General features: G+C 62.8%; 9 protein-coding genes. 5 read left to right on the top strand and 4 right to left on the bottom strand.

Annotated features, from left to right (window positions below; translation table 11 throughout):
• Positions 1 to 75 precede the first annotated feature (75 nt).
• The 5 genes from V5B39_RS09755 to V5B39_RS09735 all read left to right on the top strand — a co-directional run bounded on the left by V5B39_RS09755 (position 76) and on the right by V5B39_RS09735 (position 6,587).
• Complete coding sequence (locus tag V5B39_RS09755; RefSeq protein WP_332342700.1) at positions 76 to 1,902, top strand: tetratricopeptide repeat protein; 1,827 nt, start codon at positions 76 to 78, stop codon at positions 1,900 to 1,902.
• A 48-nt stretch (positions 1,903 to 1,950) separates the two neighbouring features.
• Positions 1,951 to 2,619 (top strand): class I SAM-dependent methyltransferase, encoded by a 669-nt coding sequence (locus V5B39_RS09750; protein WP_332342699.1) that lies wholly within the window; start codon positions 1,951 to 1,953, stop codon positions 2,617 to 2,619.
• Positions 2,619 to 3,467 carry a hypothetical protein gene (locus V5B39_RS09745; protein ID WP_332342698.1) on the top strand — a complete coding sequence of 283 codons (849 nt, stop codon included), beginning with the start codon at positions 2,619 to 2,621 and terminating at the stop codon, positions 3,465 to 3,467. Before V5B39_RS09750 ends, V5B39_RS09745 begins: the two co-directional genes overlap by 1 nt.
• 12 nt (positions 3,468 to 3,479) lie before the next feature.
• Positions 3,480 to 5,168: a hypothetical protein gene (locus V5B39_RS09740; RefSeq protein WP_332342697.1), complete on the top strand. Its 1,689-nt coding sequence runs from the start codon at positions 3,480 to 3,482 to the stop codon at positions 5,166 to 5,168.
• A gap of 147 nt (positions 5,169 to 5,315) precedes the next feature.
• Complete coding sequence (locus tag V5B39_RS09735; protein WP_332342696.1) at positions 5,316 to 6,587, top strand: MFS transporter; 1,272 nt, start codon at positions 5,316 to 5,318, stop codon at positions 6,585 to 6,587.
• A gap of 339 nt (positions 6,588 to 6,926) precedes the next feature.
• Here the strand turns inward: V5B39_RS09735 and V5B39_RS09730 are convergent, their stop codons facing one another.
• The 4 genes from V5B39_RS09730 to V5B39_RS09715 form a co-directional block, all read right to left on the bottom strand.
• Positions 6,927 to 7,979: an alpha/beta hydrolase family protein gene (locus V5B39_RS09730; protein ID WP_332342695.1), complete on the bottom strand. Its 1,053-nt coding sequence runs from the start codon at positions 7,977 to 7,979 to the stop codon at positions 6,927 to 6,929.
• A gap of 410 nt (positions 7,980 to 8,389) precedes the next feature.
• On the bottom strand, positions 8,390 to 10,168 hold the full coding sequence (locus tag V5B39_RS09725; protein ID WP_332342694.1) for an ABC transporter ATP-binding protein: 1,779 nt from the start codon (positions 10,166 to 10,168) through the stop codon (positions 8,390 to 8,392).
• Between the two features lie 324 nt (positions 10,169 to 10,492).
• Positions 10,493 to 11,824 (bottom strand): hypothetical protein, encoded by a 1,332-nt coding sequence (locus tag V5B39_RS09720; RefSeq protein WP_332342693.1) that lies wholly within the window; start codon positions 11,822 to 11,824, stop codon positions 10,493 to 10,495.
• 15 nt (positions 11,825 to 11,839) lie between these two features.
• Positions 11,840 to 14,671, bottom strand: coding sequence for a caspase family protein (locus V5B39_RS09715; protein ID WP_332342692.1), 2,832 nt, complete (start codon positions 14,669 to 14,671; stop codon positions 11,840 to 11,842).
• Positions 14,672 to 14,771: the final 100 nt, after the last annotated feature.

Genomic DNA, 14,771 nt, shown 5'->3' with positions numbered 1-14,771 from the left:
GACCTGTTTTCAGGATATAATCCAGGCTCGTTATAACAGTTAATCCGGGACGGCGGCCTTGAGGAGAGTGGCGTAGTGCGCGACGATGTATTTGTTTCTCTGCTGATGCAGGCATGGAACGGACAACTCGAACTGCTGCAACTCATCGACCAGTGCAGCAAACTGGAGCAGGAGCAGCGCGCTCCCCTGGCAGCGATCCTCTATCAGACCTGGCTCAAAAGAACCCCTTCAACGCACGCCCACGCGGCGTACTTCAACCTCGGCGCAACGCTGTCGAATCTCGGGGATCTGGCGGCTTCCGAAGAGGCCTACCGGCAGGCGATCGCCCTGTCTCCTGGCTTCATTCAGCCCCGACTCAACCTTGGGCTGGTCCTTGAGCGTAGGGGCTTGCTGGACCAGGCGGTCGAAGAGTGGCGGTGGGTCGAGCACAATGTTCCCGCCGACACGGATGAATACAAGGTTTTCCTGCTTCTTGCCCTGAACAATCTTGGCCGGGTGCTGGAGATCAAAAAAGAATATCGGGATGCCACGGACTATCTCGACAGGAGTCTGTCGATCGATCCCACCCAGTCGGATGTACTCCACCACTGGGTATTTCTGCGCATGAAACAATGCTGTTGGCCCGTTTATCGAACCACCGGCAAAGTCAGCCCGGAACTGATGGAGAATTCCACCTCCGCCTTGGCCATGCTCGCGATGACCGACGATCCTGCGGTACAACTGGCCGCCTCGCGACGCTATGCGGACAAAAAGGTACTCAAGGATCTGCCCTCTCTCGCCAAGCCAGGAGGCTACGGACACCCAAAAATCCGCATCGGCTATTGCTCCTCGGATTTCTGCCTGCATCCGGTCGCCATGCTGATGGTAGAGATGTTCGAATCCCATGACCGCGAGAAATTCGAGGTCTACGCGTATTGCTGGAGCCCGGAGGACGGCTCGGAAGTGCGCAGGCGGGTGATTGCCGCCATGGATCACTTCCAACGTATCGATCAACTCGGCGACGAGCAAGCGGCTTGCCTGATTCGGGAACACGAGATCGATATTCTGGTAGACCTGCAGGGCCAGACTGCCGGTGCCCGCATGAACATGCTGGCCTACCGGCCGGCGCCCATCCAGATCACCTATCTCGGCCTGCCCGCTACTACCGGCCTCCCGTTCATCGACTACGTCATTGCCGACCGCTTCCTCATCCCCGAAGAGGAAGCCCGCTACTATTCCGAAAAGCCCCTCTACATGCCCGACATCTATCAGGTCAGCGACCGCAAGCGCGCGCTGGGCCCCACCCCTAGCCGGGCGAGCTGCGGGCTGCCGGAAGAGTGCTTTGTGTACTGCTCATTCAACAATAACTTCAAGTTCACCCCCGAAATGTTCAGCGTCTGGATGAACATTCTGCGCCGCGTGTCCGGCAGCGTGTTGTGGTTACTGGCCGACAATCCCTGGGCCGAAGAAAACCTGCGCCGGGAAGCCATCCATCAGGGCATCGAACCCTCCCGCCTGATCTTCACCGAGCGGGTTGCCCCGGAAAACTATCTGGCTCGCTACCAGATTGCGGACCTGTTCCTTGACACCTTCCCGTTCAATGCGGGCACGACCGCGAACGACGCCCTATGGATGGGCCTGCCGGTCCTGACCCGGAGTGGACGTACCTTTGCGTCCCGTATGGCCGGTGCCCTGCTGACCGCAGCCAATCTCGGGGAACTCATTACCTACCAGCTCAGTGACTATGAAGAAAAAGCAGTTGCCCTGGGTCACCATCGAACCGAATGCCAACGGATGCGGGCCCACCTGGTCAGGGAGCGCACTCAGGGAGTGCTGTTCGATACCCCCTTGTTCGTACGCAATCTGGAAAGCCGGTTGTTGCAATTGACCAGGCATCCACCGGCAACTTCATCGCCAAGGTGAGGAAAATTCGGACTCCTTGAAAGGACCACCGTGCACCCAGCACAAACCATGGGACAAACCCCAATAAATTACATTCACAATCCGGATGTTCTCGGCTTCATGCGTAGCGACTATACCTTTGTCGTGGAAGTGGGCTCCAGCAGCGGTGCTCTGGCGCGTGCCTATCGCGGCATCAACCCTGGCTGCCGCTATGTGGGCATAGAAATCGATGCGGGCTACGCCGAAGCGTCTAGGCAACATTGCACCGAGGTGATCCATGGCAATGTCGAAGATCTCTCTGACGAATCATTCCAGCAGTTGAGTGATGCCGACTGCTGGATATTTGCCGACGCTTTGGAGCATCTTTACGATCCATGGCGACTGCTGGAGCGCATCCAGGCCAATGCGCGCAGCAGCACCGAAGTGATTGCCTGCATTCCGAATGCACAATACTGGGGCGTCCAGTCCCGGCTCAACGCCGGTCTGTTCATCTATCAGGACTCAGGTCTGTTCGACCGCACCCATATTCGCTGGCTTACCCGCCTGACCATCATCGATCTGTTCCATTCGCACGGCTTCCAGGTGCTCAACATGATTGCCCGTCTCCTCGATCAACCTAGCGATGAAATGGCAGCAGCGATTCGGCAAATGGCGCGTGCCTCCGGTAACGATCCCGAGATGGCCCTACAGGACGCCGTTCCATTTCAATATGTGGTCAAGGCGGTAACGGACGGCTGATGCAAACCGGAAAAATTACTGACCCGACGCAAGTGATGAGTCCTGCGTTTCATCCGGTTTATCTCTATCATATCGCCTACTCTGAAACGACCCTCGCTGAAGTCCCTCCGGGATACCTGATCCTGGACAATGTCAATAGCCCCCGCAATGATTGGCGTGAGTATTGGCCAATTCGCAGGTTCCTGATCGATGGAAATCTCGAAGAGCGTGCGTATTATGGTTTCTTCTCACCACGCTTTCAGGAAAAGACCGGACTGGGCCATGCCCAGGTGAAAGCCTTCGTGCAAGCAGCCGGTACAGACACGGAGGTGGTTTCATTCAGCCCGCAACCTGACATGGGAGCTTTTTTCCTCAATGTATTCGAACAGGAGGAACTGTTTTCACCGGGCTTCATCGCAGCCAGCGAGGCCTTCCTTGCGGCAATTGGCATGCCCATCGGTCTGGCGCCGCTGGTCATGGATTCACGGCAGATCATTTTCAGCAATTTTTTTGTCGCGCGTCCTGCGTTCTGGCGTGCCTGGCTCGATCTCAACGAGCAGTTGTTCTCGATCTGCGAAGGAGAGGACAGCGCGCTGAAACGATTACTGACGGTCGAAACAGCCTACCCCGGCTCCGTGCAAAGAAAAGTCTTCCTGATGGAACGTATTGCGTCCATATTACTGACGGTCGATCCCAGGTGGCGTGTACGCGCTTACAACACCTTCGACTGTGCCTGGTCAAATAGCCGCCTGAATCAGTTCAAGTTCGAGGCTGTGCTGAGCGACGCGCTGAAAATCGCGATGAAGGAGCAAGGGTTTCACGATTACAGGGAAGCGTACGCGCAGTTGCGCGACAAGTTGCGCGAATAGAAGAATCTTGCGATGGAAAACTCGATCATCATCATCAATGCTGCCGACATTCCCCCAGCCATACAGATCGCCAGGAACCTGTCCTCGTATACCGTTTACACATTCGACCCGATCCTGGTTGACCCAATCTCGTCGAGCGGACTGGGGAATATCGTTTATATCCCTTTTGACAATTGCCCGCTCTATCACGAACTGGACGCCAGTGCCCACTCTGCCGCATTCGAGCTGGAAAGGGCACTTGATCTCGAAGTCAGGGATATTGTCCCGGAGGTATCCATAGAGGGATGGCAGCATCTGAACCTGTATTACATCTTGATTACCCTCAAGTGGTACGCAGCACTATGGGCGAATTTTGGCAACAGACTGGCCGGAACCAAGGTACACCTCTTCATCTGTGATACCCCTGGCTCATATTATTTCAACTCATTCATTCCGTCGATCTTGCTCTTGTGGCACCTGAAATGCAATGACATCGAATTTTCAGGTTTTACCTACGGCAGCAAGGATGATGACAGCCATCTGATTCCTGAATTATCCACGGAAAATCACGATGAAGGACTTGAACAGCTACTGATTCATTTACCGACCTGCTGGTATGATATCAATTACTTCTTTCAGGAACTGATCTCGACCGGAAAAACGCTGATCAATATCGAGGCGAAGAATTTCAATATCCCATTACCGGCCACCAAGACCCTGGCACTGGTCGGCGTCGAAAAAATCCTCTCCAGTTTACCGGAAGAGATCCGTACAAAAATAAAGGATTTCTCCCATCAATTGGCGGAAACCCTGGACCGCATATTGCAGCCCTATCTGGTCATACCGAATTACCGCCAGCGCCAGGCCCGACACCTGAACAACATCTACTGCGCCCAACTGGTCACCTATTACCAGCTTTCCCGGTATTTCAAAGAATCGAAACCCTCAAGGATAGTGTTGTCCGATCACGACGCCGGATTTCATGGCCCGGTCATTTCCTTTGCACAAAAACACTCGCTACCGGTCATTCTTTTACCCCACTCCAAGTGTGTCAATGACCTCGAGTTCAAATACAGGAATATCACGGTCCTCAGTCACCCGATACATGGCCAGGAAATTTTTGATGCCCATCACAGGAGCGTACTGAACTTCAAAATCGCTTATCCGGAAACCTTCAGAAGCTCGAGTATCGTTAGCGGGATCAGAACGATTTCTCTGTTACTAAATTCCCTGTCACTCAACGGGTTCTATTTCACACGCTACCAGCCCTACATGCACGGAATACGACAGATCGTTTCCTGGTGCAACGAGCACGGCATCGCCCTGAAAATACGCTGCAAACCGAGTTATTCCATCATCAGCCTGTTGGAGAGAGATATTGGAGTTTCTGCCGCGGAGTTGATTAGGAATGCCAACGAGAGCATGGAGCAGCATGCAGAGAGCTGTGATCTTTGTTTGATGTACGATATGCCGACAACGGGTGCATTACATTTCCTGAAAGATTCCATCCCCATTCTCAACCCCGTTGTAGAACCCCTGGCCCCCTCCGAGATGACACTTGGCAATGCCCGGCTTGTTCCCCAGGAAAGCGTTGAAAATACGCTGCTCCGATTGAAGTGGTTCACTTCGGACCCAACCGCCTTATTTTACTTTCGCACTGAACAGTTCAGGAATTACATCACCCTGTTTCAGAATGCACGGCCATTGCGAGCTTACTTATAGAAGTATCCTGCTGGCGCTGGTGTAAGCGGTCAGCAAAAAGTCTTCCGACATTCCAGCGGCCATACGGGGAGCAATTCCGTCGTGTGAATGTCGGAAAACTTATCCGAGACCGCTTAGTATATTGATGAGCATCCGCGAGCTGCCTCTGTGATACCCGCACCCGACCACGCCCCGTCGTCCCGCCCCGACACGCCGACCCTGGTCCTGCTCGCCAGCCTGTACTGCGCCCAGGGGCTGCCGTCGGGCCTGTTCGCGCATGCACTGCCGGTGCTGCTGCGCCAACACGGTGTCGATCTGGCCGTGATCGGTCTGCTCAAGCTGCTCGCCCTGCCGTGGATGCTCAAACTGCTGTGGGCGCCGTGGGTCGACCGCATCGCGTCCGCTCGTCTCGGCCACCATCGCGGCTGGATCCTGCCGCTGCAGGCGACGATCATCCTCTGCGTCGTCAGCCTGGCGGCAGCGAGCCCGGCGCTTCTCTTCGGCAACGGGTTGCCGCTGCTGCTCGGCCTGATCCTGGCCATCAACCTTGCCGCCGCGACGCAAGACATCGCCACCGACGGTCTGACCGTCCGCCTGCTGCCCGAGTGCTGGCGCGGGCTCGGCAACAGCCTGCAGGTGGGCGGCTACAAGGTCGGCATGATCGTCAGTGGCAGCGGGCTGCTGCTGGTCATGGATGCGCTCGGCTGGAACGTCGCCCTCAGCGGAATCACGCTGCTGCTCGTCCTGTGCACCCTGCCGGTCTGGCGCTTCGACGAGCGGCGGCGGATTCCGCCTGCGGCCCGTGCCGCCGAGACGGCGCTCGGACCGCGCCTGCTGCTCGCGCACTACCGCGGGCTGCTCGCCCAGCCCGGGATGTTCGCCTGGCTGGCCGTCGTGCTCGGATTCAAGCTCGGCGATGCGCTGGGCTCGCCGATGATCAAGCCGATGCTGGTCGACCAGGGCTGGACCAATGCCATGCTCGGGCAGTTGACGCTGGTCAGCAGCGTCGCCGGCATCGCCGGTGCAGCGCTCGGCGGCGCGCTCTACGCGCGGCTCGGCGCCCACCGCTCGCTCTTCCTGTTCGGCCTGCTGCAGGCGGTTGGCATCGCCGCCATGGCACTCCTGGTCGGCCACGGCGGCAACGCCAGGCTGGTCTATGCGGTGGCGCTCGCCGAGCAGGTCGCCGACGGGATGTCCACTGTCGCGCTGTTCGCCGTGATGATGCGGCGCTGCCGCCCGCAGCACGAGGGCGCCGACTTCACCCTGCAGGCGAGCGCGCAGGTGCTGTTCGCGGGGCTGGTCGGCGCCACCAGCGGCGTGCTCGCCAAAGCCGTCGGCTACATGCCGCTATTCCTCATTGCCGGCACGCTCGGACTGGCCGCGCTGAGCCTGCTGCGCGCCGGCATCCCGGCACCGGAAAGCCGGCCGGCCGCCCCCTGAGCAGCACCCCGACGATCGGCATGCCATCCTCTGCCGACCACTCGACCCCGTGCTGGAGGAACATGAGAGGTATCTGCCTGGCCAGCCCCCGTTTGCGTTCGCAGCGGTCGATGAAGCCTGCCGCCAGAAAGCCCGAGGCGGCGGCACGGAAACTGAAAATGCGACCCGCAGACCGAACTGTCGGATGTCGATGTCCCGCCCCTGCATCAGGAAGGGGTCGAGCGTCATCATCAGCATGCAATCGACGATGTGGCTCAACCGGTCCGGCCGCCAGTGTGCGCAGGAAGAGCCGCTCGCACCGGGATGTCGGGGCTGGAAGCGGCGCCTCGTCAGGCGCGCTCACGGAACGCTCCGGGACTCGGACTCGAAGCGGGCGAGCAGACCATCGTAACGCGCCGAGCGCGCGGCGAGCAATCCGCTCGTGCCGTCCAGCACCTCCGCGAAGAAAGCCAGCGTCAGATCGACCGTCGCTGCCTTGACGAGCGGATTCAGGTCGCGCCCGCCGGAACCCAGGCGGTCGGTGAACATGCTGTGCGAGCCGTCGCGAAATACCACGAGCGCCTTGTGCGCACTGCCGGTCGCCGCAAAGACGCGCACCCGGTCCGCGTAGTCGGAACGATAGCCGGGAATCCGGATTTCGTCGCCCTGCGCCGTAATGTGCAGCGTCGGGATGCCGATCGGCCGCACGACGGCCTCCGGGTCGGGCTCGCCATGGAAGGGCGGCGCACTGATGAGGACGGCGCCGACGATGCGTCTATCGCGAAAACTCAGCGCCCCTTGCGGGCGCGCGAACACCGCCCCGGCGGCGAGCAAGGCCGTGTTGGCACCGTAGGAATGACCGGCAGCGAGAATCCGCGCAGCATCGATCGTGCCGGCAAGCTGCGCGTCGTCGAGCACCTCGTCGAGGGCAAAGCCAAGGTCGCGCACGCGGTTGATTGCCTCGGCCTCGTCCGCCGCCCCCTGCAGTCGGGACACCATGCCGAACGGGTTGCCGCTCCACAAGCGACTGTCGCTGCCGGCGTGCTGCACGTGCAGGCTGGCGTAGCCGTGCGCCGCCCAGTTCGCGCCAAGATAGGAGTAGCCCTCGCGCGAACCGCCCATGCCGTGCGAGAAGACCACCAGCGGCACCGAGCCGTGCCGCGCGGTCGCGGCGGGCAGGTAGAGTTTGGCCAGTACCTCGCGCTGCCGGTCGCGGTCGAGCCACTGGAAGCGAAGAATTTCATAAGCGGCCGGCTGTGGCACCAGCCTGGCCTCGATCAGCTCGGCCCGGTTGCGTGCCGACCAAGACTCGACAAGTCCGCCCGCTTGCCCATCCGGCGTCCCGGCGCAGGCAGCGAAGAGGCTTGCGCATGCCACCAGCGCCAGCACGGTGGTCGAACGGATTGCTGTCATCGGAGAACGCCGCCCAGGATACCCATCTCTTGTCAATCAGTCTCTGAGCATCCCGTGTCGAGTAAGTTCAGGTGCCGAGCGAAGTCAAGCATGTCTGTGGCGGCCAGGCCAGGCCGGCCTGCCAGACGGATGCCGGCAGAAGATCTCTAACGGTCATGACTTTTCCAGGCACCCCCGATCATGAAAGTCATGACCGTTGCCCTCTCCCCCGGCCCCTTCCACGGCCCGCGCTGCATCGCGGGCCGGCTGCGGCGGCGCGGAGCAGTGCTCCGCGAAACCCCGCCTTAGCCCCCGCGAGTGGGGAGGGGAAATTCGTGAGTCGCTAACGCGACTTTCACATTAACGGGCAGTGGCGATGCACCTGCCAAGGAAGTTTCCGGCGATCGGCAATGTGCCGCAAGCATGACCGATCAGTGCTGCAGTTGCCCATAAAGCTGGCTGTACAGCCCGTCGCCCTGGATCAGCTCATCGTGCTTGCCTTCCTCGATGATCTGGCCACCATCGAATACGTAGGCCCGGTCGGCTTGTTTCACCGCGCTCAGGCGATGGGCGATGATCAGGGTGGTTCGTCTCTTGAGGAAACCGCGCAGCGCCTCATGCAGTCTCGCCTCGGTGTCGGCGTCGAGCGCCGACGTCGCTTCGTCCAGGATGACGACCTGCGGGGCGGAAAGCACCATGCGAGCGATCGCCAGGCGCTGGCGCTGGCCACCTGACAGCCGCACGCCCTGGCGGCCGACGATGGTATCGAGGCCGCTCGGCAACTCGCGCACGGTATCGGCGAGCTGTGCCACTTGCAGGGCCTGCCACAGATCTTCGTCGGTGAGTTCGCGGCCCAGGGTCAGGTTCGTGCGCACCGTGTCGTTGAACAGCGCCGGATGCTGCAGCACCGTGGCAACGTGGCTGCGCACGACCTCCATACCGATCTCGGTCATCGGCACGCCAGCGAAACTCACCGTGCCGGAGTCAGGCGGATACAGACCGAGCAGGACCTGGACCAGGGTCGACTTGCCGCCGCCGGAAGCCCCCACCAGAGCCACTTTTTCTCCCGGCCGGATGCGCAGGCTGACACCGTTCAAGACGGGGGTATCGCCGTAGCTGAAGTGGACATCCTCCACCTCGACGCCGACCGTATGCTGGCCGGCGAAGGGGTCCTGCCGGTGCGGGTAATGCGGCTCATCCTTCAGTTCGAGCAGGCGGTTGATGCGCCCCAAAGCCGCCTTGGCCGCGTAGAAGGCGTACTGGATGCCCAGAATCTCCTGTACCGGACCCATCATGAACCAGAGATAGCCGAATACCGCCATCATCTGGCCGATGCTGAGATCGGAGTACACCACCATCAGCATGCTGATGGCGCGGAATACGTCGAAGCCGAACAGAAACACCACGAAGGACAGCCGCCCGGCCGCATCGCTCTTCCAGGAGAAAGCGGCGGCGTCAGTGCGAATGCCGCGCGCCCGGTCGATCACCAGGGCAATGTAGTGGCGCTCGCGGTTGCTGGCGCGGATCTGCTGGATGGCATCCAGGGTTTCGGTCAGCGCCTGCTGGAACAGCTCGAAAGCGCTGTTTTCGCGCTTCTTCAGATCCTTCACCCGCTTGCCCAGCAGCGTGGTGAAGTAGATGACCGCCGGATTGAGCAACAGGATGAACAGCGCCAACTGCCAGTGCATCCACAGCAGGACGATGGCGGTACCGATGATGGACAGCAGCGCCACCAGGAACTTGGACACGGATGCACCGATGAACGTGTCCATCGCGTCGAGGTCCTTGACGAAATGGGACGCGACGGCGCCGCTGCCAAGGGTTTCGTACTCCGACATGGCGATGCGGCTCAAACGCTGCAGCATCTGCTCGCGCATGCGGAAGACCACGTCCTTGGCGATCAGGGTGAAGCTACGGCCCTGCCATACACCGAGGATCAGCGCCGTCAGCCGCAGTGCCAGGGTCAGCGCCAGCACCGCGCTGATGTACAGCACCGGCCCCTGCCAGGCGGCGGGGAACTGGCTGTTCAGCCATCCCACCAGGCGACCGGGCTGATGCAGCAGCACTTCGTCCACCAGCAGTGGCATCATGAGGGGAATCGGCACGCTCGCCACCGCCGCCAGGATGGCGACGATGTGCGCGCCGATCAGGTCCGTTCTGTGCTCGCGGACGATACCGAGGACTGACTGCCACGTATATTGCTTGGACATGAGGTGTGGGCCGAAAAGGGGCGAGAAGACGAGGATGAAAAACCTGACACTGGCAGTGTATCTGCGCTTTTGTGGTGAATGATATCTGGATTGCTTGCCCATACCCTGTTCGGATACGATCAAGCCGAAGTGCGCGTCTTTGCACCTTACGCCAGCCTAAATCACCAAACAGCGGCCCGGACCCTGCCGAGCCGCCGCGCCGCGTGTTCACCGCCCGCAGGGAGCCATCGACTCGGGAGGCCGCGCGGCTTGTTCTGGCGGTCCTTGGCGCCTCATCTCGCCCCGACCTCCCCAACGACCCACCTCGACCCACCTCGACCCCCCTCAGGCACTCCGCTCGAAACACTCCAGCCTGGCCGCCAGCGGCGTGTCGTCGGTGTCGGCATCGACGACGATGTAGTTCAGTTCGTAGGGGAAACGGGCTTCGTCGCGCAGATTCTCGAGGCTGGGATGCGGGTGTTTTTCGAGGTCGAGGTAGCGTGTCCAGCTCCCCGGATTCAGGTAGCGACCGTTGTCGAAAGGCTGGTCGTCCGGCAGGTGGGTGTGACCCATGACGACCACCTGCGCCGCGGGACACGCGTCGAATCGTCGCTGCGCAAGATCGCGCAGCGCGTCCCTGCCGAAGTGGCGCGCGCCGATGATCGTGCCCAGCGTCTTCGACCCTCCTGCGGCGAGCACCGGCGCCGGCCGCAGCGCAAACAGCGCCAGCCACTCGTCCGCCGGCAGCACTGCGAACAGGCGCATCATCACATCGGCGAGCTGCTCCTCGGTGGACACGTCGCGGCGCACGCTTGCGCTGCTCCGCTCTTCGCCAAGGAGCCGGTACGCGGCGGCCAGACGCTGCGCGCAAGCGTCGTCTGCCCGCAGACGCGCCAGCAGCCGTGCGCCGACGTTGGCAGTGCTCTGCGTGTTCAGCGTCTTGGCATGCCGGGCGACGAACTTCAACAGCATCCAGCCGGCGCTGGCGAAGCCGCCGGTATCTTCGCGCAGCAGCACCGTCGCCAGGTTCTGCACCGGATGCAGGTTGTCGGCAAACGGGTAGCGCTCTTCCAGACCATTGACGAAGCGGACCATGAACAAGGTGCCGGGGCACATCTCGAGTCGCTCTCCGTCCGGCGCTCGCAGGATCGGCGCCGACCAGTGTTTGAAGCGATTGGCCGGGTCCTCGAGGTGGCCATGGCCGATGTGCAGACGGCCGTCGTAGCGCTCGACCCAATCGACGCCGGTTTCGAAACGCAGGCCGGGGCCGATGCGTGCGCGCAGGCGCTTGCGCACAGCCGGCCAGCAGAGGTCGACATCGTGGTTGCCGGCCGCCAGGGTCACCCGGTTACCCGCCGCCTGAAAATCGTGCAGCGCGGCGAAGCTGTTGTCGTGCCCGGCGAGGATGGCCTCGAGTTTCTCCAGCGACTCCGCTTCCGAACACCAATAGTCGGTCGATGGGCTGCGATAGGCCTCCTGCCGCACCTGCGCGAATTCCAGGAAATCGCCGTTGAAGAAGAGCTCGATCTGCCCCTCCTGGCCAGCCGGCGAAGCCAGACTCTGGCGCACGAAGCGTTCGAGTTGCCGATTCTGGTAAACATGGTCGTCGCCGGGGTCGGCCGCGCCGCCGCCCAGGTGGAGGTCGCTGACGATCAGCGTTTGCCGTCTTTCCGACATGCAAGGGCCCCTTCCCTAGAGATCAAGCTGACACTGCACGGCATAGAGCAGCGGCAGCGGATTGCCGCGCTGCAGGTGCTGCTGGCGAAAACCGAGCAGCAGGCCAGAGAGGCTGCGGCCCGGGCTGTGGAAACAGGCGTCGACGACATCGGCGCCGAAGCGGGCCGCGAAACAGGTCGGCACGGCAAAATTCGGCGCAATCAACCCGAGCGCCTTCTTGCGCCGGAAGGCCTTGAGAAAGCCGGTGAAGGACAAGGGCGAGCAAGCGCCGGCGCTGCAGGCGTTGAGAAAGACGACCGGCGCGTTCGCATAGACACGCTGCTCGTCGATCTGGTCGACCGAGACTGAGCAGTCCCGGTCGAGCTGCAACGTTTCCGGCTGTGGCGCCGCGGCCGAGGGCGGCGGGCTGCCGTGGCAGAAAACGTAGATCAGCGTCGCGTCGGTGCGCGCGCGAACGATGACCTCGCGCATGCCCTGGCCATCGGCCTTGACTTCGACGCCGGAGCCTTGCGCGCGCAAGCTGGCGGCCAGCCCCTCGTGCGCCTGACGCGCCTGCCCGGCGGGCACGACGATCGTCGGGTTGAGGTTCAGGCTGGCCGCCGCTCTGGCCTGCCGCCGTGCCCTGAGCAGCGACGCGTAGTCGCCCTCGCCGAGGAACTGTGTCTCCAGCGCGAAGCGCACGCCCCAGAAACGCTCCGGCTGCAGCGGCCAGTCGTCCGGCGCGTCGGCATCGAAGCGCTGCGGGTAGAGCAGTTCCCAGGGTAGCGACAGCTCGCGGCTGATGATCGTCAGCCGCGTTCCCGCTGCCACTTTCTGTTCGATGTAGTCGAGGATGCGGCGAAACGGGTCGTCCTCGTACAGCGCCCGATAGAGCACGCTGCCGGCCTGCGCGAACTGCCGGCTGATCCGGGTCAGGGCGCGCCGGCAGGCCGGCGTCGTGCTGGCCGAACCGTCGAAGTCGTCCCACACCGGCGACGACTCGTAGAGACCGGCGCCCAGGCTGGCCGTCAATTGCAGGCGCAGCAGGTCGAGCCGGGCGCGGTCCAGGGTCGACGCGAAACCCTCGATCGAAAAACTGATCTCGCCGTCCACGTAGTCGTCGAAGTTCAGATACAGCCGATTGTTTTCGAAGCAGGTTTTCAGCCGCAGGCGGCGCGCCGACGGAGCGATCTCGGCGGCGGCGCGCCATACCCGCTCGCCGTCGAGGTCTATCGTCGTCGGCGCAACGACCGCCGGCAAAGCCTTGCCGGGCGGCAGCACGATGATCGGCAGACGAAATTCGTAGAGCCGCGCGCCGGCGTGGTGGAACTCGACATGCACGCCGTATTCGCCGACCGATTCCGCCAGCGCCCGCAGGGCGAAGGCCGGCGCCTGCCGCAGTTGGCCGTCCTCGAACTCGGCCTCGCCCGCATGCGGGCCGTCGATCGCCAGTCCGTCCTCGGGCGTCACGCTGATCGCCAGCTTCTGTTCGCCGGTCAGCAGCGGCGCGAGTTTCTCGCCTTCGACCATCGCCCCAACGACGTCGCCCGCCGCAAACTGCTTGAAGACCAGCCAGGCGACTCCTCGGGCGCGCAGCGTCAGGCCCCTGGCCGCCGGACCTTCGAGGACGAAACCCAGCTTGCCGCCCGCCGCCGCGCTCGTCGGCGCTTTCTCCTGCGGCGCCTCGTCGGGCGACCCGTCGGCGATGCCCTTGGCGGCCAGCCCGGTGGCGCCGCGCAGTCGAAAGACATCACGCCCGCTGCCATCGTCGAAGAAAGCGAAACCGCGTCCGGCCGACAGGAATCTCTTGAATCCCTTGATCGACGACAGCTCGCGCAGCGGGCCGGCGTCGTCCGCTGTGGCCGCTTGGCGCATCGTCCCCGTGTCGCCGCGGCGGCGCGGCTTGCCGCCGATGAAGAGGGCGCCCTTGCCGAGCGCCGTGGCGCCGTCGCCCTGGGCGATGGCGCCGCTGCCGCGCAGCCTGGCGCGCTGGGAAACGGCCCCTGACGCCGGCAGCGCCAGCGGGTCGGGCGGCTGCTGTCCGGTGGCGAGTCCCTTTCCGCCGAGCAGCAGCGCCACCGGAAAGTTGCCGCGCAACTCCGGCCACGGCGTCTGCTCGGCCCCGTGGTCGGCGCGGGCGCTCTCCGGCACGCGGCGCTGGAGGTGACTGATCAGGTCGGAAACCAGCACCTCGGTGGCGCCGCCGGCCGGCCGCGCGTGCCCGCTCAGCGCCTCGATCAGGTGATAGGTGAAGATGCTCATGCGGCCATCGGCGCGCAGATAGGAGAGCTGCCCCGGCCGGCACGAACTGAGCACGGCACGGCCCTCGCCCTCGGCGAGCGGCGTCGCGAGCGACTTCCCGGCGGGCAGGAAGAGCGTCGGCGGAATCGCCGCGTCGTGCAGCGCCGTGGCGGCCAGAGTGCCCTTGACCGCCATCCCGCCCGCGTGGCAGCAATCGAGCAGCACCAGCAGTCGGCGCGGCGCCAGCTTGGCAATTCTGGTGGCGAAGGCGGTGGCCGGCATCGCGCTTTGGCCGACCTGTTTCAGGTCGAGATCGTAAGGAATCAGGAAATGCTCGCCGTCCTGCTCATGGCCGTGGCCGCTGAAATAGACGATCGCCGTCGCGTCGTCGTCGGCGGCCACGCGCTCGGCCAGCCAGTCGAGCCCGCTCAGGATGCCTTGCCGGCTGCTCTCGGCGCCACTCAGCAGGCGGACCTTGTCGGGCCGGTAGGCGCAGCGCTGCGGGTGCACCAGCACCTCGTACAGCGCGCGCGCGTCGGTGGCGACGGCGGGCAGCGCCGCCGCGGCTTCCAGGTTCCGGTCGACGGCAATCAGCAGCGCGTAGGCGTTTTCGAAGTGACGGCCCATCTTTTTCCTCCCCGCATCCGGTCGTCCGCCGGCCTCCGGCATTGACAGCCGCGCGCACCGACAGGCATCCTCGTATCCTACTCCAACGATCACCCGGCGA

It is taken from the genome of Accumulibacter sp. (assembly GCF_036625275.1).
Classification (GTDB): Bacteria; Pseudomonadota; Gammaproteobacteria; order Burkholderiales; family Rhodocyclaceae; genus Accumulibacter.
This window is presented reverse-complemented; position numbering and strand designations above follow the sequence as displayed.